General features: G+C 60.6%; 16 protein-coding genes. 9 read left to right on the top strand and 7 right to left on the bottom strand.

Annotated features, from left to right (window positions below):
• Positions 1 to 91: 91 nt before the first annotated feature.
• Entirely contained in the window at positions 92 to 3,559 is a 3,468-nt protein-coding gene (locus tag IIY41_RS13535) for a DUF4855 domain-containing protein (RefSeq protein ID WP_287401186.1), read from the bottom strand.
• A gap of 19 nt (positions 3,560 to 3,578) precedes the next feature.
• Here IIY41_RS13535 and IIY41_RS13530 point away from each other — a divergent pair, with 19 nt between their 5' ends.
• Positions 3,579 to 3,995 carry a hypothetical protein gene (locus IIY41_RS13530; RefSeq protein WP_287401184.1) on the top strand — a complete coding sequence of 139 codons (417 nt, stop codon included), beginning with the start codon at positions 3,579 to 3,581 and terminating at the stop codon, positions 3,993 to 3,995.
• Between the two features lie 267 nt (positions 3,996 to 4,262).
• Here the strand turns inward: IIY41_RS13530 and IIY41_RS13525 are convergent, their stop codons facing one another.
• From IIY41_RS13525 to IIY41_RS13500, 6 genes are all read right to left on the bottom strand, one after another.
• On the bottom strand, positions 4,263 to 5,114 hold the full coding sequence (locus tag IIY41_RS13525) for a carbohydrate ABC transporter permease (RefSeq protein ID WP_050005557.1): 852 nt from the start codon (positions 5,112 to 5,114) through the stop codon (positions 4,263 to 4,265).
• 13 nt (positions 5,115 to 5,127) lie between these two features.
• Positions 5,128 to 6,087, bottom strand: a complete 960-nt coding sequence (locus IIY41_RS13520) for a carbohydrate ABC transporter permease (protein ID WP_287401182.1) — start codon at positions 6,085 to 6,087, stop codon at positions 5,128 to 5,130.
• 142 nt (positions 6,088 to 6,229) lie between these two features.
• On the bottom strand, positions 6,230 to 7,603 hold the full coding sequence (locus IIY41_RS13515) for an extracellular solute-binding protein (protein WP_009326135.1): 1,374 nt from the start codon (positions 7,601 to 7,603) through the stop codon (positions 6,230 to 6,232).
• Between the two features lie 474 nt (positions 7,604 to 8,077).
• On the bottom strand, positions 8,078 to 9,109 hold the full coding sequence (locus IIY41_RS13510; protein WP_009326136.1) for a Gfo/Idh/MocA family protein: 1,032 nt from the start codon (positions 9,107 to 9,109) through the stop codon (positions 8,078 to 8,080).
• A 36-nt stretch (positions 9,110 to 9,145) separates the two neighbouring features.
• Positions 9,146 to 10,438 carry an enolase-like domain-containing protein gene (locus IIY41_RS13505; protein WP_172726055.1) on the bottom strand — a complete coding sequence of 431 codons (1,293 nt, stop codon included), beginning with the start codon at positions 10,436 to 10,438 and terminating at the stop codon, positions 9,146 to 9,148.
• 5 nt (positions 10,439 to 10,443) lie between these two features.
• A complete protein-coding gene (locus IIY41_RS13500) occupies positions 10,444 to 11,433 on the bottom strand; it encodes a hydroxyacid dehydrogenase (protein ID WP_050005559.1) in 990 nt (329 codons plus the stop codon).
• Positions 11,434 to 11,625: 192 nt separating this feature from the next.
• Between IIY41_RS13500 and IIY41_RS13495 the strand changes: the two genes are divergently transcribed.
• The 8 genes from IIY41_RS13495 to IIY41_RS13460 all read left to right on the top strand — a co-directional run bounded on the left by IIY41_RS13495 (position 11,626) and on the right by IIY41_RS13460 (position 21,131).
• Positions 11,626 to 12,477 carry a helix-turn-helix transcriptional regulator gene (locus tag IIY41_RS13495; protein ID WP_055081562.1) on the top strand — a complete coding sequence of 284 codons (852 nt, stop codon included), beginning with the start codon at positions 11,626 to 11,628 and terminating at the stop codon, positions 12,475 to 12,477.
• A 192-nt stretch (positions 12,478 to 12,669) separates the two neighbouring features.
• Positions 12,670 to 13,605 carry a Gfo/Idh/MocA family oxidoreductase gene (locus tag IIY41_RS13490; protein ID WP_009326140.1) on the top strand — a complete coding sequence of 312 codons (936 nt, stop codon included), beginning with the start codon at positions 12,670 to 12,672 and terminating at the stop codon, positions 13,603 to 13,605.
• 179 nt (positions 13,606 to 13,784) lie between these two features.
• A complete protein-coding gene (locus tag IIY41_RS13485; protein ID WP_009326141.1) occupies positions 13,785 to 14,813 on the top strand; it encodes a Gfo/Idh/MocA family protein in 1,029 nt (342 codons plus the stop codon).
• Between the two features lie 84 nt (positions 14,814 to 14,897).
• A complete protein-coding gene (locus IIY41_RS13480; protein WP_058722923.1) occupies positions 14,898 to 15,761 on the top strand; it encodes a sugar phosphate isomerase/epimerase family protein in 864 nt (287 codons plus the stop codon).
• On the top strand, positions 15,758 to 16,954 hold the full coding sequence (gene nagA / locus IIY41_RS13475; protein ID WP_055081564.1) for an N-acetylglucosamine-6-phosphate deacetylase: 1,197 nt from the start codon (positions 15,758 to 15,760) through the stop codon (positions 16,952 to 16,954). Before IIY41_RS13480 ends, nagA begins: the two co-directional genes overlap by 4 nt.
• Positions 16,951 to 17,718: a glucosamine-6-phosphate deaminase gene (locus IIY41_RS13470; RefSeq protein WP_009326144.1), complete on the top strand. Its 768-nt coding sequence runs from the start codon at positions 16,951 to 16,953 to the stop codon at positions 17,716 to 17,718. The genes nagA and IIY41_RS13470 overlap by 4 nt, the downstream gene beginning before the upstream one ends.
• 30 nt (positions 17,719 to 17,748) lie before the next feature.
• Entirely contained in the window at positions 17,749 to 19,629 is a 1,881-nt protein-coding gene (locus IIY41_RS13465; RefSeq protein WP_287401175.1) for a beta-N-acetylhexosaminidase, read from the top strand.
• A 218-nt stretch (positions 19,630 to 19,847) separates the two neighbouring features.
• Positions 19,848 to 21,131 carry a Gfo/Idh/MocA family protein gene (locus IIY41_RS13460; protein WP_287401173.1) on the top strand — a complete coding sequence of 428 codons (1,284 nt, stop codon included), beginning with the start codon at positions 19,848 to 19,850 and terminating at the stop codon, positions 21,129 to 21,131.
• Positions 21,132 to 21,135 lie beyond the last annotated feature (4 nt).

Genomic DNA, 21,135 nt, shown 5'->3' with positions numbered 1-21,135 from the left:
CCGGCACACAGCCGCACAAGCTGCTGGCTTGAAACCATTATAGCACACCGCCGCTGGAATGCATCCGGCTTTTACCAAAATGTCACATTTTTTATGCGCGTGTCTCCCGGTGCTTTTTCCAAGCCAGCACAGCCAGCAGGACCACACAAGCTGCTGCGGCTACGGTGACCCAGACCAGCGGGAACGCATCCCCTGTCTGGGGAATTCCCGGCGCAGGTGCGGCCGTACCGGAAGACGCGCCCCCCGCGCCGCCGGAAGGCGTGCCGGAAGAGGAAGATGTGTCTGCAGAAGAACTGCTCGTCCCGCCCGAAGGAGCGGAAGAAGAGGAGCCGCCGCTTTCGGCGCCCGCCTTCGGCTGTGCCAATACATACAGGCTCAGATGTGTCAGCTCCGCATTCAGCAGGCCGTCTGCTGTTTTTGCCGTCAGCAGTTCTTTTTCGCCCTCAGGGCTTACGTGATACAGCTGCGTTTTGGCTGCGTCAAAGCCCTGGGGAAGCGGGAACGCCACATTCAGCACGCCGCGCGGCTGCACCGTGCCGCCATCCAGCAGCAAAGAAATATCAAATGCCGCAAGGTCAACATTTTCATTGCGGAAAGCGCGCGCCACAGAAGCATATGCCGCGTCGCCCGCATCCACCGGCTCCACCTTGAGATGCGCGCCGGCCGGCACTGTGTCCAGCCCTGCCGCAACACGGATCCCTGTTGCACTGTCCACCTCGTTGAACACGGGAGCGGGCTGTTCCGAAGTGAGCGCGCCCTCCACGGTGAATTCATCAAAAGCCACCCAGCCGAATTTGGTATTTTTGTCCGTGTTGAAGCCGCGCTCAAACTCGGCCTTCAGGTATTTCACACGCACCGGAGCACCAGTCTCCAGTACAAAGTGGTAGGCGTCCATACCCGTGGCGATGGCTTCATAGCGGCGAGCGTCCGCCTGCGCCACGGTGCCGAGCTCCGTCCAGCTCTTGCCGTCCAGCGACGCGGAATACGTCACCTTATCCGGCGCGCCGATGCCCGCGGATACCCAGGCAAGATAGTCTACCCCCAAAGCCTGCACCTCAGCGACAGTGTCAAAGGAGATCTGCAGCGTAAAAGGCTCCGTAGCCACGGTCTGCAGGACGCCGATATAATCACCGTTCAGCGTATTCTGGTTCGCCCAGCTTCCTGTTTGAAGGACGCCGTTGTTCAGCAGCACAGAAGCCACGTTCTGAAGGTTTGCAAAGCTTTCACTGTTCAGGACATTTCCGCTTTCCAACGTTATGGTACCCATAGATGCGATGCCCTCGCCCGAAGCCAGCGGCGCCGTACCGTTTACCGTGAATTCGTCCACGCCCAGCCATGTATAGGGCGCAGCCGGGTCTTTGGAGGCGTCCAGGCCGTGGCCGAACTCCGCGCGGATATAACGGGCCTTTTCGGCGGCATCCAGCTTGAGCACATACTCGACCGTCTCGAAGCCGTTGGCCGCTCCCGGGCTTATCTCCGCCTGCGCATAGGTTACAGTACCCAGCTCTTTCCATGTCTGGCCGTCCTGTGAAACACTGTATGAAACACTGTCCGGCGCGCCGATGCCCCATCCCGGATTGGAAACGGAGCCCAGCGCCACACGCTCCACCTGCCCGATACCGCCCAGATCCGCTGTCAGCGTAAACGGCCCCTGCGCGTGATTGGCATTGATCTTCACATAGCTGTCGTTCCAGGCGCCGGCCTTTTCATTGCCGTCCACCAGTTTCGGAAGCGCCTGCAGCAGCTTGTTGAATTCTTCGGTATTTTTTACATTGTCCGCTTCCAGTGTAAGCGTGCCCGCCGCCGCAAGATTCTTGACAGGCTTCTCCATCTCCGTGGGGATGCCGCTGAAGAAATCATGCATCGCGTCGTAGATATACCGCGTGCCCGAGACGTTCTGGCTCGTCTCTGCAATGCCCCATGTGCCCGTGTACCAGGCAATCAGGCTGTTGTTCTGATAGGCAAGCTTGTCGTCCGCCCCTTGCGTGAGGTAAGAGCGGAACTGGCTGATGTATTTGTCGTTGATGCCGCCGAATTCCATCTCGATGCCCAGGCCGTACTTTTTGCACAGCGCAGCGGTATCCGCAATGCGCTGTTCGGAGGCATTGGCGTCGAACGCATAGTTGGGCTGCATGATGGCGTAGTCAAAGCCGAAGGTCTTCCAGGCGCGGAACCCGGAGGACTGGTAGAAGGGGATCCAGTAAATTTGATACGCGCCGTTCTCCAGGCTGTGGACGTAATCTGTTACACCCTGCACCGTTTCCAGAACCAACGGGTCCACGTCGTAGTGCATCACTTCATCGTACCAATAGAAGCCGTCCAGACGCAGGTTCTCGTAACCCTTGGCCTTGAATTCCCGAATCACGGTGTCCAGATACCACCTGGAGGCCTCCATGCGGTCCGCCAGAGCCTGCTGCGCCGGATTGGTATCCGAAACCGCGAAATTCAGCGAATGGGTGCCGCCGGGCAGCGTGCCGAAGGCATCCTGGCACAGAATGGGCGGATAAAACGCAATCTTCACGCCCACTTTGTAATCCGCGTCGCCTGTGGCCTCTTTCACCAGGGCCACAGCCTCGTTCAGCGCGTCCAGGTTATAAGCCGTGCCTGTACCCTCGCCGTAGTGGAACAGAAAATCAAGATAGGTCTGCCAGTCCTCCGCGGTGGCACACATCTGTGCCGCATCGGGGTTGGAGGTCATCGTACTGCTCACATAGATGAGGTTATGGTAATCCGTATCGTCATCCGGCGTATCCAGATTTGGTGTATAGCCGTGGGACAGGAAGGTAACGGATTCAAAAAACTTATCCGTAATATTGCCCTCCTCGTCCACATAGCCCACCATGGGAAGAAGCTCCTCCACGGTTTTCTGGCTGGTCTGCAGCGCACCGCCCGCGGAAGAGAACCAGTGTCCGGCATAGGCCAGCGCCTCGTGCTGGATGCCGCGTGCCTGGTCTGTCCAGGCATATTTGTTCACAACTTCATAATCCGTGCCCGGAGTATCCGGCAGCGTTTCGGCGGTATCCGAAGGCGCCGCTGTGCCCCGTACCTCCAGCTCGTCGGCAAAGGCCCAGGTGCCTGTCAGCTCAAACGCGACCTTTACATAACGCGCATTGTAGTTCAGGCCGCCCAGCGTAAAATAGTAGCTCTGGCAATTCACCTCTTTGCCGTTTTCCACCACGGAATAATAATGGTCCGGGTCCTCGTCCTTCACGGCGTCGAAGCGGGAAACACGGCCCACGCGGTGGAACGTTACGCCGTCCTCCGACAGGAAGTAGGTGACCATCGACGGCGCAGAAATCCCCCATCCCAGGCCCTCCTGCATGTGGAAGGAAAGCGATTCAATATGGCTCAGCTGCCCCAGATCCAGCGTGATGGCGCGGTCGATCTGCCGGTATGCCTCATAATAATGAGAGCGCATGCCGCTGCCATTCCAATTGCCGTCCAATATCTCGCCGCTGCCGTAATAGCCGTCTGTCAGGCGGTTGAGGATGCTCTCCTCTTTTTCGCGGATCGTTGTATCCTTGGTGGCAGGGTCAAGGTCCGTACCGGCGCCTTCCATTTCCAGTGTGAAGGCATCATTGCCCTTTCCCTGCGCCAGGTTTACAGTATCTGCCGCCGTTGCGGCGCTGGCTGTATCCGCAGAACCGGAAGAAGATGAGACATCCGAAGACACCGTCTCGGAGGAAGACGAAGCGCCGGAAGAGGACGCCGCCCCAGAGGAGGACGAAACGTCCGGAGAGGACGCCGCCCCGGAGGAGGACGAAACGTCCGGAGAGGACTCTGTCCCGGAGGAGGACGAAACGTCTGGGGAGGACGCCGCCCCGGAGGAGGACGAAACGTCTGGGGAGGACGCCGCCTCGGAGGAGGACGAAACGTCCGGAGAGGACGCCGCCCCGGAGGAGGACGAAGCATCCGGGAAGGACTCTGTCCCGGTGGAGGATGAAACAGCGGAAGACGGCGCCGCGTCAGAGGAAGACGACACGCTTTCCGCATAGGCGGTTGTGAGCGGCATCGCCAGCATGGATATTGCAAGGACCGCCGCCAGGAAAAAACGCATGATTTTTTCTTTACGCATTCGGATAACTCCTTCTCAATGATACCAATGGGCTTGTTCTGAGTCTTCTTTCTTGTTTTCTGTTTGTTTTTGAGCGCACCAAAACAAGGGTGCCGCAAAATGGGTACTCTGTGCTCTGTCTGTTCTGTTTCACAAAAAACGCCCATGCGCCAAAACGCACGGGCGCAGGATTTCAGCTCCCCGGCTTTTATTTTAAGCCGGAAGTCGTGGAAATGCCGCTTATAAACTGTTTTTGTGCAAGGAAGAAGATGATGATGAGCGGCAGGGTGAACATCACGCCTGCGGCCATCAGCAGGTCCCATTCCTGACGCGCAGTGGTCAGGAACATCTGCAGGCCGATGGACAGCGTATACTTTGCGCTGTCCTGCAAATAAAGCAGCGGGCCGTTCAAATCGTTCCAGCCGCCGATGAATACAAGCACCATGATCGTCGTCAGCACGGGCTTGCACATCGGGTAGACCACACGGTACAGAATGACGAACTCGTTCGCACCGTCGATGCGCGCGGCCTCAATGACGCTGTCGGGCAGGCCCTTTACGAACTGCCGCATAAGATAGATGTAATACGGCGTACCGAAAAATGCGGGCAGCACCAGGGGTACGAAGGTATTCACCAGCCCTAGCTTCGACCATGTGATGAACAGCGGGATCTGCGTGACCTGCCAGGGAATCATCATTGTGGCGAGAATGAGCGGGAAAATATATTTCGCACCCTTCCAGGGGATCTTCGTCAGGGAATAGGCGATCATCGGCGCGGCGAAGATTTGGCCGAGGACCGGCAGAATCGCGACCACCAGCGTGTTCTTCGTATAAGCGAACAGCGGCATACGCTTAAAGATTGTCGCAAAATTTTCCCACTTAATGGGGTCCGGAATCCACTTGGGCGGATTCAGAAATATCTGGTTCGTAGGCTTTACCGCGGTGGAAAGCATCCACAGGAACGGCATGAAAAAGATGCAGGCAAAAAAGATCAGCAGAATATAAGAGCAGACCTTGCCCACGGTGCGCGAGGTTTTTGCAGAGATGATCCATTTTTTCACAGCTGTTCCCCCCTTACTCTACGTCGTAGGTGACGCGTTTTTCCATCAGGTACATGGCCACGAACGAAACCACCAGCACAATCAGGAACAGCACGATGGCCATAGCCGAGGCGTAGCCCATCTTCATGTAGCTGAAGCCGTTCATATACAGATACATCGAATAGAACAAAAGCGAGTTCTGCGGCCCGCCGGTGATGCTCTGCCCCACCTGGGAAACACTGGCAAACACATACGCCTGCGTGAAATACTGGAACGACGAAATAAGCCCCATCACCACCAGGAACTGGATGGTGGGCGAAATGTACGGCAGAGTGATCTTAAAGAAACGCTTGACAGGGCCCGCGCCGTCCAGCTCTGCCGCCTCGTAGAAGGACTTTGGCACCGCCTTCAGCGCCGAAAGGAAAATGACGGTGTTCTGCCCGCAGCGCCACACGTCCATAATCATCAGCGAGATCTTGGTGAACTTCGGGTCGCTCAGCCAGCTTGGGCCTCGGATGCCGAACCAGGACAAAAAGTTGTTCAGCAGGCCGTATTCCGGGTTGAGCACCCACAAAAACAGCATGGCGCTGGCCACAATGGGCACCACTGTGGGCAAATAATAGATGGTGCGGAACGCGGGCATGCCCTTGACCTCCTTCGACAGCAGCACGGCCAGCGCCAGAGCGACCACAAGGCCGATGGGCATGCCGATGAAGGACATGACGGCGGTGTTCTTGATCGACACCGGAAAATATTTGTCGTTGAACAGCGTGACATAGTTGTCCAGCCCTGTGAACTCTGCCGGCTGGAAGATGTTAAAATCCGTAAAACTATAATACAGCGCGGAGAGGATCGGATAAAGCTGGAAGCACAAAAACCCGATGAGCCACGGCGAGACAAACAGCAGGCCAAGGAGGAAGAACCTCCGCTCTTGTTTCGATTTTCGTTTTTTGATCCCGTTTGCTTCCTTTTTGGCGGCCGATGCATTTCTCATGCCAAAACCTCGCTTTCGTAGAGATGGCCCGCGGCACGGGCTTTGGGAATACAGGCGCGATACAAAAAAGGAAAGCGTCGACCGGGCCGGGTAACCGCACAGCCGGCGCTTTCCTCTATTCTTTACTGTTTCTTTTGTCTGTTCAGCCGGCGGCCTCGTCCGCCATGGGCTGCACCGCTTCCACAACGGCCTTGGCCGCGTCTTCTACGGTCATATTGCCGGCGAGCGCCTCGGTCATGTAAGTGCTGATCTCAGTCAGATACTCGTTGACATAGGAGCTCATGGGGAACGCACGGAACTCGCCGTCGCGCAGCATCTCCGCCACCTGTTTGGCCTCTTCGGAAACGCCGTCCATCGCGATGACCGCGTCCAGAGCGCTCTTGCGCGGCATGAACGCGCCGTTGCCATAGTCGCCCTCAGCCATGAAGGCCATGTTCTCGGCGCTGGTCAGGCTCTTGAGCACCTTCAGCGTGGCTTCGGCGTTCGCCGTTTTGGCGTTCACTTCCCACACGCCGCAGCTCAGCATGCCCTGGCCTTCGCCGCCCTCGGCGGGAGCCGGCATCGGGGCGATGCCCATGTTGGTGCCGGTCTCCTTCGCAGCATCCACCATGGAAGCCAGCGCGGAGTCCGCCTGCCAGCGGATGGCCAGCTTTCCAGTGAACAGCGGGTCCTCGGTTGTGGCGCGGGCGCCCAGAGAATCGATGAAGCGCTTCACGTTGTCATAGCCGTACTTGCTGTAAATGTCGGCCTGGAACTGATAAGCTTTGAGCATCTCGGGAGAATCGAAGGTGATGGTGTTGGTCTCTTCGTCGATGAACTGCGCACCGAACGCCACAGGCCACAGAACGTTGTCCAGCCAGGGATAATCGGGGATCAGGCCCATCTGCTCAATGGAACCGTCAGCGCCAACCTTCGTGCAGTCGTCAATGCACTGGATCAGCTCGTCCATCGTTTTGGGGAATTCTTCCCAGCCGGCCTCGGCCAGCATGTCCTTGTTGTAGAACAGGAACGTAGAGCTGTACGTGAAGGGGATGGAATATACCTTATCCTCGTAGGTGCACACATCCCATGCGGCGTCGATGAAATCGTCCTTGTTCCACTCGGCGTCGCCGCCGTTGACAAACTCGGTAAGGTCGTACAAAGCGCCGTTGTTCGCCCAGGTAGGCGCGTTGTTCCAGTAGTTCTGGAAGATGTCCGGCGTAGAGCCGGAAGCGATCGTCGTCATGATGACGTCCGCCGTTTTGGCGCCGGACACAACGACTTCGATGTTATCGGTGTTGGTGGCGTTGTAATTCTCGGCCCACTGCAGCAGACGCTGATGGGGCTTGGTTACTTCCTCATCCTCGGCATACATGTGCCAGACGGTGACCACCGTCTTTTCGCCGGAGGGCGCGGCGGATGCCGGGGCGGAACCAGATGTGCTGCCGGCTGCGGAAGAAGATGCTCCGCCGCCGCAGGCGGTGAGCGCCGAAACAGCCAGCGCAAGAGAAAGGATCAAAGCGAGTGCCTTTTTCATAAGTGACCTCCTGATGAAACATTATTTCCGAACGGGCCGGACGACCGGTCAGCCCGGCCCGTACATGGCATCAATTCCGGGCGTGCACACGGGTCTCTTTTAAAAGAATATCCTGGAGCCGTTGGCTCCAGGCACCGGCGCTTTTGCGCAAAAGCGCGCGTCGATGTGCCCCGGGTGCTTTTTTGCCCTCCTATACTATACCAAATCTGCAAAAATTCTTCTTGGCAAATCTTCCATTTTCGGCCGCCGCCTTCCGGGCGGCCTTTTTTGCACTTTTTTTGAGGCGCCGCGGGCAGTTCCGCCTAAAAACGGCTTTGCTGCGTCCTTCGCCTCGTAAAAACAATTTACACAAAATTAAATTTCAAAACGCCGCATTTGGCAGGCAAACTTGATAAATCGTTCAATCCTGACCCACCGAATTTGAAAAAACATCCAAAACAGAACCGTCGCCGAGCAGTTTTACTGGTAAAAGCGTCACAGAACTACGGGCTTCCCCTCGGCCGCGGAGCGGTAAGCGGCCAGCACCAGCGCCAGTGCCTTGCGGCCTTCGGCCTCGTCCACCAGCAGCGTCCCCTCGCCGCGCACCGCGTCGATAAAGTTGCGCAGCTGTGCCACATGCCCCGAAGGGTCAATCGCGCCCGCCTCACTGTGGGAGCGCACCTCCGGCGCGGGTTCCTGCTCATAAATATGGTAAGCGGAGTCTCCCGCCACCTCCCATTTAACGATGCGGTCTTCTTCCAAAATGATCGTTCCTGACTCGCCGTTCAGCTCGATGCGGCGCGGAAAGCCGGGGTAATCCCCCACCGACGCCTGAATGACGCCCTGCGCGCCGCAGTGCCAGGCCACTACAGCTGTGAGTGTATCCTCCACCTCAATATCCCGCACCAGCGTGCCGCTCAGCGCATAGATGCTGTCTGCCGGCCCCATCAGATACCGCACAAGGTCCACACCGTGGATCCCCTGGTTCATCAGCGCCCCGCCGCCGTCCATCGCCTGTGTGCCCCGCCAGGTACCCGAATCATAATAGCTCTGGGGGCGGAAATATTTCATATACAAATCGCAGCGCGTGATGCGCCCCAGCGCCCCGCTCTCCAAGGCGCGCTTTACGCGCGCCACGGCCGGGCCGTAACGCAGCTGGGAGACTACCCCCACCTGAACACCGGCGGCGCGTGCTGCGGCGGCCACAGCGTCGCAGTCCTCCAACGTCAGCGCCACGGGCTTTTCAATGAGCACATGCTTGCCCGCGGCCACAGCCTGCAGTGCCAGCGGCGCATGCAGGTGGCTGGGCGTGCAGATACACACCGCGTCCACCTGCGGGTCTGCCAGAAGCGCGTCGTAATCCGGATACGCCCGGGTGCCGTAAGCCTGTGCCGCGGCACGGGCGCTTGCTTCCACAGGGTCATACACGCCGCACAGCGCCGCGTCCTCGATGGAGCGGATCGCGTCCAGATGGAACCGGGAGATCACGCCGCAGCCCGCCACGGCAAAATGCACTTTCAAATCCAAAGGTTCAACATTCCTTTCCGGGCGCGGCCCTCCTGTTCAAACCGGGCGCAGCGTGTCCGCATAAGCGGGCAGCGGCGCAAAAATGCCGCTTTCCCCATAAAAACCTCCGTCAAGCCGGTACACGCCGTTCTGCGGTGTGCGCCAGGCGGCTCCGGGCGCGGCGCACATAGCGTCCAGACGGCGCCAATCGGTATAATTCTGCGGGCCGTTGCTCTCCACAACACCCACGCGCAGGCCCGGTACACGCGGCAGCCGCGCCGCCAGAGACATATTCCAGTCCAAAAGCGCAGGCGGCACCGTCAGGTCCGCGCAGAAGCACGCCGCGCCGCTTTTCTGCGCCGCGCGCACCATCTCCAGCGTGACGGACAGCGTTTTTGCAATGGGTTTGCAGGCGATGGCCGAATAGCCGTATTCCCAGGTCAGGCGGGCAACGTCCTGTGCGCTGTGGGCGCTTTCGTCGCCCGCTACGCGTACCGGCAGGCCATGCACGGGTTCCGGCCGGTCCCCCGCAAACGGCTCCTCCAGCAGCACGATGCGCTCCAGCGCGTCCATCTTGTCCGCAGCATCCAGAAAGCGCAGCAGAAATTCCCTGTCCGGATAACGGCCGTTGGCGTCCAGATAATAGACGGGGCGGCCACACTCCGTATACGGCGTGGTAAAGCCGGCGGCTGCCGTGTGGACGGTGCGCAGGCGCCCGATGTCCCACGCAAGCATGGCCTCCGGATCTCCGTTCTTCTCCGGATCGGAACCGATCTTTACCTTTAATAAAAAGGCGCCGTCCTCCAGCAGGGCGTGCAGCTCGTCCTCCGGCGTATGGTAAGTGATGAGCGGGATGCTCCCCAACTCTTTTTCCCGGTTCGTCAGCTCCGGGCAGAAGGACGCGCACAGCGCGTCGAAGGTGCCGTTCCCCCGTTTTGCGTTCCAAAGCTGCCACAGCGCAAAATCCACGGGTACCAGCGCGTTGAGTACAAAGGTTTGCGGCACGTCTGCCCGTCCCAGAAGTCTGCGGGCGAACGCCAGAAGCTCCGGCACCAGGCCCGCGGTCATACCGGGCGGGTCTGTGAAAACCTGTCCCTGCAAAAGCTCCAGCGCGCGGCGCGTGACCGCCAGCATTCTTTCGTTGCCGCCCGCTTCGTCACAAGCGCAGAATGTGACGGGGTCGGACCAGAGCACGCTCTGTACGCCCACACCCATGCCGCTCGCTCCGCTGTCCAGCGTCAGGCGCACGGCCGTCTGCCACAGCTCGCTCAGCGTGCCTCCCTTGAAGCCGAAAGGTGCGCGCAGCGGTTCCCGTATGACGCCGAGCTCTGTGTTAACGATACGTTCCATGGCGCTTACGCGATGGTGGCCAGCATGGCCTGCGTGATCTCAGACACCAGCGTCCCGCCTGTAAGGAACCGTCCGATCTCGTCGGCCACGTGCGCGCCGATTTTCAGCTTGCCGTTGTTGGCAAGGCCCGCCAGATGCGGCGTCATGATGCAGTTGGGGATGCCTCGCAGCGGGCTGTCCGCGGCAGGCGGCTCGGGGTCCGTCACATCCAGGCAGGCATATTTCAGCTTGCCGCCGCGCAGCGCTTGCGCAAGCGCTTCCTCGTCTACCAGGGCGCCCCGGGCGGTGTTGATGAGGATGGCTCGGTCCTTCATCAAAGAAAGCGCGCGGCCGTTGATCATATGGCGGGTGGAATCCAGCGCGGGCGCGTGCAGCGAAACCACATCGCTTTCGGCCAGCAGCGTATCCAAATCTGCCTTTTTCGCGCCCATGGCGGCGATGGCGGCTTCGTCCAGCAGCGGGTCATAGGCCAGCACATTTACGCCGAACGCCTGCAGCAGCTCGATGTAGTGGGAGCCTGCAAAGCCACAGCCTACCACGCCCACGGTGATGTCGAACAGCTCGGTGATGACGCTGTAATCCTCCACCCAGCCGCCGTTGCGGATCTCCTCGTTGAAAGCAAACACGTTTTTGCAGGCGCAGATGGTAAGGCCCAGCGCCGTTTCCGACACACCGTAGCTGAGGATGCGCGCGCTGCTGACAACGCGGATGCCGCGGGCATACAGCTCGTCGCTGACGATACCCTTCACGCTGCCTGCGGCGTGGGCCACAAAGCGCAGGTTGGGTGCGCAGTCCAAAATTTCCTTATCCAGCTGCGGCACGCCCCAGGATGTAATGGCGATATCCGCCCCGGCAATGATCTGCTTGACGGTCTCTTTTTCGGCCTTGTCCGTTTCGTTCACGGCCACCTCGCCCCATTCGGCCAGGCGGGCCATTGTTTTTTCGGAAAGCAGCGTCGCGCGCAGCGGCGCGTCCATCAGCACGGCAATTTTCATCGTTCGGTAAGCTCCTTTTCCGCCGCCCGTTGTCCGGCCGGCCCTCTTGCCCACATTATACCGTCGCCTCCCGCCGGTGTCTTTACACTTTTTTTAGGAATATTGTACTATTTTTTCGCAGGTGTTCCCTTTGCGCATGGCGTTGCTGTATACTGATATTGTAGAAAAGCAGTGAAAGGAAGGGGAACACGGATGAACGAATGCAGCATCCTCTGGTGCGGCAAGTACCACCAAAACTGGGAAAACGAGCTGCACTGCCACAACTATTTCCAAATGGTAGGCATTCTGAGCGGCAGCGGCACCGTGTATGTGGACGACCAGCCTTATGAGATTGAAAAGGAGCAGGTGTTTCTGCTGTGCCCCCAGCAGCTGCACGCCATCCACTGCGGTGAAAAAAACGCTGCGCCGCTGAAAATGCTGGATGTAAAATTCACCGTGGCGGATCCCGCGCTGTTCGAGGATCTGGTGCGCGTGGGCGATATGTTCCATTTGCAGGATTTCGGATGGTTCGTGCGCTTTTTTGACAAGATCATCGCAGAGAGCGCCCAGCAGCGCCCCTATTATTACTCCATCATCAGCGGCTATTTGCTGGAAATGCTGGTACGTATCGTGCGGGAACGGCTGGGCCAGCCCGCCGCAGCGCCCGAGGAGGAAGCGCCCCGCGTCGCCACGTTCAAGGGTGTGGACGTTGCCGCACTGATGCAGTATATCGATTTCAACTATTCCCGCATCATCAGCCTGGAGGATCTTTCCACCCTGGCGGGCGTCAACAAAACAACGCTCATCAGCATCTTCAAGGAGGTGTACGGCACCACGCCCATCCGCTACATCAACCGTATCCGCCTGCGCAAGGCCAAGGAGCTTCTGGTGAACACCGACACCAGCGTCAGCGAGATCGCAGACCTTGTGGGCTTCCAGAGCATCCATTATTTCAGCCGTTTTTTCAAAGCGAAGGAAAACTGCACGCCCATGGAATACCGCATGCGCAACGGGCAGAGCCGTTATTTCAACTTTCAGCGGCAGGGCGGCAGCAGCCTGTGGTAAGGCTGCTGCCGCCGGCGAAAAAAAAGCAAAAAATTCTGGATAATATGCAAAGCAATCCCGGCGGTTTCGTTTTATAATGAGGCCGTTGACAAACAAAACGGCCCGGAAAGACGCGGGCCTGTCAACAGCCCTATAATGCAAACAAAACAACAGCCGCCTGTGCGGCGGCCCGTAAAAGGAAGTGCTGAATTTATGATACGCATCGGCGCCGTCAACATCGACACCTCCCACCCTCTGGGATTCGGCGAGGTCATGGAAAAGGACGACCGTGCACGCTATGTGGGCGTGTACAACGACTCTTTCCGTCCGGACAGCGAGGTGGAGGGCTTCATCCGCCGCTTCGGCTTGGAAAAGCGCTGCAATACGCTGGAGGAGCTTGCCGCGATGTGCGACATCGGCTTCATCCACGGCTGCGACTGGGACGACCATCTGCGCTGCGCAATGCCTTTCATCGAGCAGGGCAAGCCTGTGTTCATCGACAAGCCTCTGGTGGGAAATCTGGCCGACTGCCGCCGCGTGGAACAGCTTGTAAAAGACGGCGCGGTGATCCTCGGCGCGTCCAGCGCGCGCTACGCTTACGAAGTGCAGCAGTTCCTGGCGCTGCCTGAAGAGGAGCGCGGCGAGGTGGTGAACGTGTTCGGCACTGCCGGCGTGGACGAATTCAACTACGGCGTACACATTGCCGAGGCCATCGGCGGCATTTTGGGACAGGGCGCACAGAGCGTGCGCTACATGGGCCGCGGCGAAGCCGGCGGCAAGTACTCCGAGAGCTATTTCGTACAGTACGAAAACGGAAAAAGCGCTGTTTTCAACACCTTCACAGGCACCTGGCAGCCCTTTGTTCTCACCATTATGACGACCAAAACCACCCACCATTTCCGCATGGACTCCAACCGCCTGTACGAGGCGCTGATGTGCGAGATCTGCAATTATATGGAGGGCAAGCCCAATCTTCTGGCGGGGCCGGACGCACTGCTGGAATCCGTCAAAGTAATGCTGGCGGCCACGGCCTCCCGCGCGCAGGGAGGCGCGCCCGTTGCGCTGGATGCCCTGACGGACGCAATGCCCGCTTACGACGGCCGTGCCTTCTGCAGGAGCTACGGCGCGGCGGCTGGCAGACTGTACTGATATTCTCCGAAAGCAGCGCCCTGCCCCGGCACGGACGCTGCTTTTTTGTACACAGCGCCTATGTTTTGACGATTTGCCAACTTTATGGGATGATATGCAAATCTCTTTTGAGCAAAAGGGAGTACCATCAAATCAGAACTCCGTGTGACCTGCACGGCGAAAAGGAGAGATTTGAGAGTATGAATTTTGCCATCATCGGCTGCGGCGTGATCGCTTTCACCCATGCCAAAGCGCTGGAGGCCCTGCGCGGCGAGGGCTGCGTGCTGTACGGCGCGTGCGATATCATCCCGGAAAAGGCCGACGCTTATGCCGCCGAACACGGCGTGCCCCACGTCTACTATGATTATCACGACGTTCTGGCGGACCCTGCCGTGGACATCGTATGCGTCTGCGTACCCAGCGGCACCCACGGCGAGGTGTGCAAAGCCGCCGCCGAAGCCGGTAAGGCCATTGTGTGCGAAAAGCCTATGGAGATCACGCCGGAGAAGATCGCGGATGTGATCGGCGTGGTGGAGCGCACCCACGCGAAGATGCAGTGCATCTTCCAGCGGCGCATGATGCCTGTGGCCATCGCTGTGAAGCAGGCCGTGGCCGAGGGCAGGTTCGGCAGGATCTGCCTGGCCGGAGCGGACCTGAAATATTATCGTGACCAGGCCTATTACAACAGCGCGGGCTGGCGCGGCACCTGGGAGCAGGACGGCGGCGGCGCGCTGATGAACCAGGGCGTGCATGGCATCGACCTTATTTTGTGGATGCTGGGCGACGAGGTCTCCACGCTGTACGGCCGCGCCGAGACGCTGGCCCGCGACATCCCTGTGGAGGATACCGCCGCGGCCGTGCTGAATATGAAGCACGGCGGTATCTGCGTCATCCAGGGCTGCACCACGGCATATCCGGGCTTTTCGTCCACCTTCTATATTCACGGCGAAAAGGGCACCGTCGTATTCAACGACGAGGGCATACTGGAGTGGAAGTTCCTCGACGAGGCCGACGCGCCTCAGCGCCCCGATATGGGCGAACGCGTGGGCGGTGCGGGCGACCCGACGAAAATCGGCAATTACGGCCACATCTGCCTGCTGCGCGATATCGCACAGGCCGTACGCGACGGCCGTTCTCCTGCCATTCCCCCGCAGGAGGCCGCGCTGGCCGTGCGCGTCATCTGTTCTATTTACGAATCCACCCGCACGGGCAGGCCCATCGTTTTCTAAGCCCGCGCGTTTTCCCCTCATCCCTGTAAAAACGACGTGCCGCGTTCCTTTTCAAGCTATGGGACGCGGCACATGGAGGTCCTTATGAAAATCTCATTCATCACCGACGAGGTGACGCAGAGCTTTGACGAGGCCGTACGGTTCGCAAGGCAGAACGGCTTGGCAGGGCTGGAGCTGCGCAGCGTGGAGGACACTGCCATCGACATGCTTCCGGCTGAAACGCTGCGCACATGGCGCCGCAGGCTGGACGCCGAGGGTTTGACCGTTTGCGGCCTGGCCGGTTCGTTTTACAAATGCGCGCCGGAACCGGACGCTGTGGAAGCCGAGCTGGCCAAGCTGGAACGCCTGTGCGCCGCGGCGGACATTTTGGGCTGCGCGTTCATCCGCGGCTTTGCATTCTTCGCACCGGAGGAAGGGCCCCTGCCCGCCGAAACGCTGGCGCCTTATTTTGAGCGGCCCGTACGCCTGCTGGAGCAGCGCGGCAAAACGCTGCTGCTGGAGGCGGACCCCAGCGTCAACACCTCAAACCATGCGGCGCTGGCCCGGCTTGTCGAAGCCATCGGCTCGCCCCGTGTGCGCGCAATCTTCGACCCGGGCAATTGCCTGTACGACCCCTTGGGCGAAACGCCCTATCCGGACGGCTACGAGGCCATCCGTCCCTTCTTTGCCCATGTGCACATCAAGGACGCGGTGCGCGCTGTGCCGGAAAGCTACTGCGTAAAGGTGGGCACGGGGCAGGTGGGCTATCCCGCTCTGCTGCGCCGCCTTGCGGCGGACGGCTATGCGGGCTGGCTGTCCATGGAGACCCATTACCGTCTGGATTCCCACCTGACGGAGGAACAAATGCGCCTGCCCGGCGGCGCGGGCTTTTCAGCGGGCGGTGCGGCGGCCACGGCCGAGAGCGTCGCGGCGCTGAAGGACATTCTGCAAAAGGAGGGGCTGCTGTGAGCACAACACTTTTGCGCGGCGGGCGCCTGGTGCAGGATGGCTGCATCACCCGCTGCGATATTCTGCTGTGCGGCAAGGCTGTGGATGCCGTCCTGCCGCCGGACAGCGGCGCGGCGGCGGACTTCGTATATGACCTGGCCGGCCTGTACGTCAGCGCGGGCTTTATCGACATCCACGTCCACGGAGGCGGCGGACACGATTTTATGGACGGCACGCCGGAGGCATATCACGGCGCGAGCGCGCTGCACCTCCGCCACGGCACCACGGCCATGGTGCCCACTACGCTGGCCGCCTCAAAGGAAGAGCTGCTGCGCTCCTTTTCTGTATTTGAACGCTGCCGGGACGGCTTTGCGGACGGCGCGAAGCTTCTGGGCCTGCACATCGAGGGGCCTTACATCGCCAAAAGCCAGTGCGGCGCACAGGACCCGCGCTTCATCCGCGAGCCGGACCCCGCCGAATACAACGAGCTGCTGGACGCCTGCCCGCACATCCTTCGCTGGACCATCGCGCCCGAGCTGCCCGGCGCACGGGAGATGGGGCTTGCGCTGCTGGCGCGCGGCGTACTGCCCAGCATCGGCCACAGTGAGGCCGACAGCGAAGCGGTGCGTGCCGCCATTCCCTGCGGCTACCGCCATGTGACGCACCTGTATTCGGCCATGTCCACCATCGTGCGCAAGGCCGGCTTCCGCCACGCAGGCATCGTGGAAAGTGCGTATCTGTACGATGAGCTGTCCAGCGAGATCATCGCCGACGGCTGCCACCTGCCCGCTCCATTGCTGCAGCTGGCTTACAGACACATCGGCCCGCAGCGGCTGGTGCTGGTCACGGACGCCATGCGCGGCGCCGGACAGACACAGGGCGAGAGCATCCTGGGCAGCCTGGAAAACGGCCAGCGCGTCATCCTGGAGGACGGCGTCGCCAAAATGCCGGACCGCACGGCCTTCGCGGGCAGCATCTGCACAGCCGACAGGCTGGTCCGCACAATGGTGACGCTGGCCGGCGCCAGCCTGCCCGATGCAGTGCGTATGATCACCGAAACCCCCGCCCGCGTACTGGGCCTTTCCGATTTTTACGGCCGCGTGGAGGCGGGCCGCGCGGCAGACCTTGCCGTGTTCGACCATACCGTCCGCATCGCCATGGTGTTCAAGGACGGCGCCGTGTGTTTTGAAAACCGAGAGGAGGCATTCCAATGACAAAAACCATTTCCATCAACCAGTTCCGCGTAAAGATCTACGACACCCGCGCGGAAATGGGCTTCTGCGCCGCGGACGAAGCTGCCGCCGCCATCCGCGGCGTATTGGCGCAGAAGGAAGAGTGTAATATGATCTTCGCCGCCGCACCCTCGCAGAACGAGATGCTGGCCGCGCTCGCGGCGCAGCCGGGCATTGAATGGAACCGTGTGAACGCCTTTCATATGGACGAGTACATCGGCCTTGCACCGGACGCGCCCCAGGGCTTTGCCAATTTTCTGCGGGCGGCCATCTTCACCAAGGTGCCCTTTCGATCCGTTAACTGCCTGGATGGGACCGCGGCGTCCCGGGATCCGGCAGCTGAGTGTGCCCGCTATTCCCAGCTGCTGCGCCGTTTCCCCGTGGACATCACCTGCATGGGCATCGGGGAAAACGGGCACATCGCCTTCAACGACCCCCCCGTGGCCGATTTCGACGACCCCGCCCTGGTAAAGCCCGTGGCGCTGGACGAGATATGCCGCAACCAGCAGGTGCATGACGGCTGCTTCGCCACTCTGGACGACGTGCCCACCCATGCGCTGACGCTGACAGTGCCCGCACTGATGCACGCTGCCCAGGTGTTCTGTGTGGTGCCCGCCGCCACCAAGGCGCGCGCCGTGCGCGACACGCTGCTTGGCGACATCCGCACCGCCTGCCCCGCCAGCATCCTGCGGCGCCACCCCGCTGCGACACTGTATCTGGACGCGGACAGCGCCAGCCTGCTGTAAGCCTGCCGCGTGCAGGGAAAGGAGACGGCCATGAACGAAATTCTCTCCTTCTCCGGCCAGCTGCCGGAGCATTTTGACGCTGCTTTTGCGGAGATCGGCCCCGAGCTGGGCTTTGCCCGCGCCGGACAGGGAGGCCTGAGCGTAGCCCTGCGTCAGGGCGGCTGCCTGCGCGCGGAAAGGCGTGCGGACAGCGTGGTGGTCACCTGGGCCGAACCCGTACAGGTATACCGCGCACTTTCACTGCTGCGCCAGCACTGGGCGGAGGACGCTTTCTGCATTGAGGAAACGCCCTGCTTTGAAACAACGGGCATGATGTTCGACGTTTCCCGCAATGCGGTGCTGCAGCCGGACACGCTGCGGTTTTTCCTGCGCAAAATGGCCATGATGGGGCTCAACCTGGGCATGATGTACACCGAGGACACCTATGAGGTGCCCGGCCAGCCCTACTTCGGCTATCAGCGCGGGCGTTATTCCGCAGACGAGCTGCGGGCGCTGGATGATTATGCCGATATGCTGGGCATCGAGCTTTGTCCCTGCATCCAGACGCTGGGCCATTTGAACCGCGCGCTGCACTGGCCCGCGCTGGCGCATCTGAAGGACAACGAGGAGGTTCTGCTGGCCGACGATGCGCAAACCTACGCATTCCTGGAGGAGCTTATCGCGGCTGCCGCCGCGCCCTACCGTTCCAAACGCATCCACATCGGCATGGACGAGGCCCACGGCATCGGTTTGGGCGCGCACCTGCGCCGCCACGGCTACGAGGACCCCCACACCATCATCCGCCGGCATCTTTCCCGTGTGCTGGAGATCACACGCCGCCACGGCCTTTCGGCCATGATGTGGAGCGATATGTATTTCCGTCCCGATTCCCCCACCGACGGCTATTATGACAGCGGTATGCCCTCGGCCGAAGCAGTGGCCGCCGTGCCGCCGGATGTGACGCTTGTGTATTGGGACTATTACCACGAGACCGAGCAGGAGTATACCGCTATGCTGCAAAAGCACGCGGCACTGCCCGCGCCCACTGTATTCGCGGGCGGGATCTGGACATGGTGCGGGCCTGCGCCGGATTACGCCAAAACGCTGGCTGCGGCCGTCCCAGCGCTGACCGCCTGCCAAAAAGCGGGCGTGCCGCTGGTGCTGGCCACGGCCTGGGGCGACAACGGCGCCGAGGCCAATCTCACGTCCGCTCTGCTGGGCATGCAGCTGTACGCCGAATTCATGTATACCGGCACATACGATGCCGGCTCTCTCGCCCGCCGCTTTGCCTGCTGCTGCGGTGCAGACGCACAGGCGTTTTTGGACCTTTCGCTGTTCAACGCCGTGCCCGGCATGCGCTCGGGCGCGCTGCGGCCTGTCAACGCGGCCAAATTCCTGCTGTATCAGGACCCCCTGGTGCAGCTCTTTGCCGCCGACACCGCCGGGCTCGCCATGAGCGCGCATTATACGGAGCTTGAGGCGCGCTATACCCGGTATGCCGATGAAAACCCGGCCTTTGAACCGCTTTTCCGTTTTTACTCCCTTTTGGCCCGCGTGCTGGCCGGCAAATGCGCCTGGCACGAGCAGGCCGCGCAGGCCGTCCGCCGAAAGGATCTTGCTCTGGCGGCACGCCTTGCCGAAGCCCTGCCCGGGACCATTGCGGCGACGGAGGCGCTTCGCACCGCATGGCGCGCGCTGTGGGAAGCCACAAACAGGCCCCAGGGCTTCGAGATCATCGACCTCCGCCTGGGCGGCGTGGCCGCAAGGCTTTCCACCGCCGCAGCGCGCATGCGCGCGTTTGCCGCGGGCGTCTGCGCGGACATCCCCGAGCTTTCCGCTCCCGCCTTGCCTTATACGCTGCGCCCGGACGGCACGCTGTTCGGCAGCTACGCGGTGGGGGAGATCGTCTCCGCCTGCAAGCTCGATATCTAAGAATCTGTATTCTTAGATAAGGAATGTCGGATATTCGAGCGGATTTTGTGCCATGCAAGGCAAATTTTCGCAGGAATAGCAGCGCTATTTCAAGGAAATTTAACGCAGCAGGGCGCAAAATCCGCCGGATAGATGGCGTTCCGTTCTGTGAATACGGGTTCTAAGCGCGCCGCATCCGGCCGCGCTGTTATCCGCAAAAAAAGAAAGGACGAACTACCATGGACAAACCCGTTACCTTTGCCATCTGCGGCCTGGGCATCCGCGGGCTGGAGGCGTATGCCGCCTTCCAGAAGCAGCACCCTGAAAAAATGAAGATCACCGCCGGAGCCGACCCGGACCCCGACCGCCGCGCCGCACTGCAGGCGAATTACGGCGTGCCCGCCGGAAGCTGCTTTGCCACAGGCGAAGAGCTGCTGGCCCAGCCGCGCCTTGCGGATGTGATGATCATTGCCACGCAGGACCGCCAGCATGTGGCGCAGGCGCTGGCCGCGCTGGACAAGGGCTATCACCTTGTGCTGGAAAAACCCATTTCCCCGCTGCTGGACGAATGCCTTGCACTGCAAAAAAAAGCGCATGAGGCGAACCGCGTGGTGGTGGTGTGCCATGTGCTGCGCTATACCAAATTCTACGGCACGCTGTACGAGCTGCTGCGCGGAGGCGCCATCGGCCGTATCGAATCCCTGGACGCGGTGGAGAACGTGGCTTACTGGCATTATGCCCACAGCTATGTACGCGGCAACTGGCGGCGGGCGGAGGAATCCAGCCCCATGATCCTGGCAAAAAGCTGCCACGACATGGACATCATCCGCTGGCTGATGGGCGTTCCCTGCGAAAGCGTTTCCTCCTACGGCTCTCTGGACTGGTTCCGCGCGGAAAACGCGCCGGATGGCAGTGCAGACCGCTGTCTTTCCGGCTGCGCCTGTAAGGAAGGATGCCCCTACGACGCGGAAAAGATCTACATTTTCAATGACAAAAGCGGCATCCGTTCGGGCAATGACGAGTGGCCCTGCTCGGTGCTGGTGAATAAACCCACCGAGGAAAAGCTGTATGACGCGCTGCGCACAGGGCCCTACGGCCGGTGCGTATACCGGTGCGACAACGACGTGGTGGACCACCAGGTCGTCTCCATGCGCTTTGCCGGCGGCGCGACAGCCACCTTCACCATGAGCGCCTTCACGGCAAAATGCTACCGCAGCATCAAGGTGATGGGTACGATGGGTGAGATCGAAGGCGATATGGACGCCAACGTACTGTACCTGCGCAAATTCGGACAGCCCGAGCAGGTTCTGGACCTGGGCACCATCCCCGACCGCTTTGCCGGTCACGGCGGCGGCGACGCGCTGATGATGGATTATGTGTGCGAGCTTATCGCCGCAGGCGGTGCGCAAGGCCTCACCTCGGTGGACGCCTCGGTGGAAAGCCACGTGATGGCGCTGGCGGCCGAGCACTCCCGCACACACGGCGGCTCCGCAGTGGAGCTGGCCGAGTTTACCGAAAAATAACGCG

The organism is Ruthenibacterium sp., assembly GCF_017421385.1.
Taxonomy (GTDB): domain Bacteria; phylum Bacillota; class Clostridia; order Oscillospirales; family Ruminococcaceae; genus Ruthenibacterium; species Ruthenibacterium lactatiformans.
Note: the sequence above shows the minus strand (reverse complement) of the source record. Positions and strands in the feature narration are given on the sequence as shown.

Coding starts and splice junctions, on each gene's coding strand:
- IIY41_RS13465 (WP_287401175.1), top strand. CDS start 17,749: ATGAACGAAATTCTCTCCTTCTCCGGCCAGCTGCCGGAGCATTTTGAC.
- IIY41_RS13505 (WP_172726055.1), bottom strand. CDS start 10,438: ATGGAACGTATCGTTAACACAGAGCTCGGCGTCATACGGGAACCGCTG.
- IIY41_RS13480 (WP_058722923.1), top strand. CDS start 14,898: ATGAAAATCTCATTCATCACCGACGAGGTGACGCAGAGCTTTGACGAG.
- IIY41_RS13470 (WP_009326144.1), top strand. CDS start 16,951: ATGACAAAAACCATTTCCATCAACCAGTTCCGCGTAAAGATCTACGAC.
- IIY41_RS13500 (WP_050005559.1), bottom strand. CDS start 11,433: ATGAAAATTGCCGTGCTGATGGACGCGCCGCTGCGCGCGACGCTGCTT.
- IIY41_RS13460 (WP_287401173.1), top strand. CDS start 19,848: ATGGACAAACCCGTTACCTTTGCCATCTGCGGCCTGGGCATCCGCGGG.
- IIY41_RS13520 (WP_287401182.1), bottom strand. CDS start 6,087: ATGAGAAATGCATCGGCCGCCAAAAAGGAAGCAAACGGGATCAAAAAA.
- IIY41_RS13495 (WP_055081562.1), top strand. CDS start 11,626: ATGAACGAATGCAGCATCCTCTGGTGCGGCAAGTACCACCAAAACTGG.
- IIY41_RS13535 (WP_287401186.1), bottom strand. CDS start 3,559: ATGGAAGGCGCCGGTACGGACCTTGACCCTGCCACCAAGGATACAACG.
- IIY41_RS13485 (WP_009326141.1), top strand. CDS start 13,785: ATGAATTTTGCCATCATCGGCTGCGGCGTGATCGCTTTCACCCATGCC.
- IIY41_RS13490 (WP_009326140.1), top strand. CDS start 12,670: ATGATACGCATCGGCGCCGTCAACATCGACACCTCCCACCCTCTGGGA.
- IIY41_RS13515 (WP_009326135.1), bottom strand. CDS start 7,603: ATGAAAAAGGCACTCGCTTTGATCCTTTCTCTTGCGCTGGCTGTTTCG.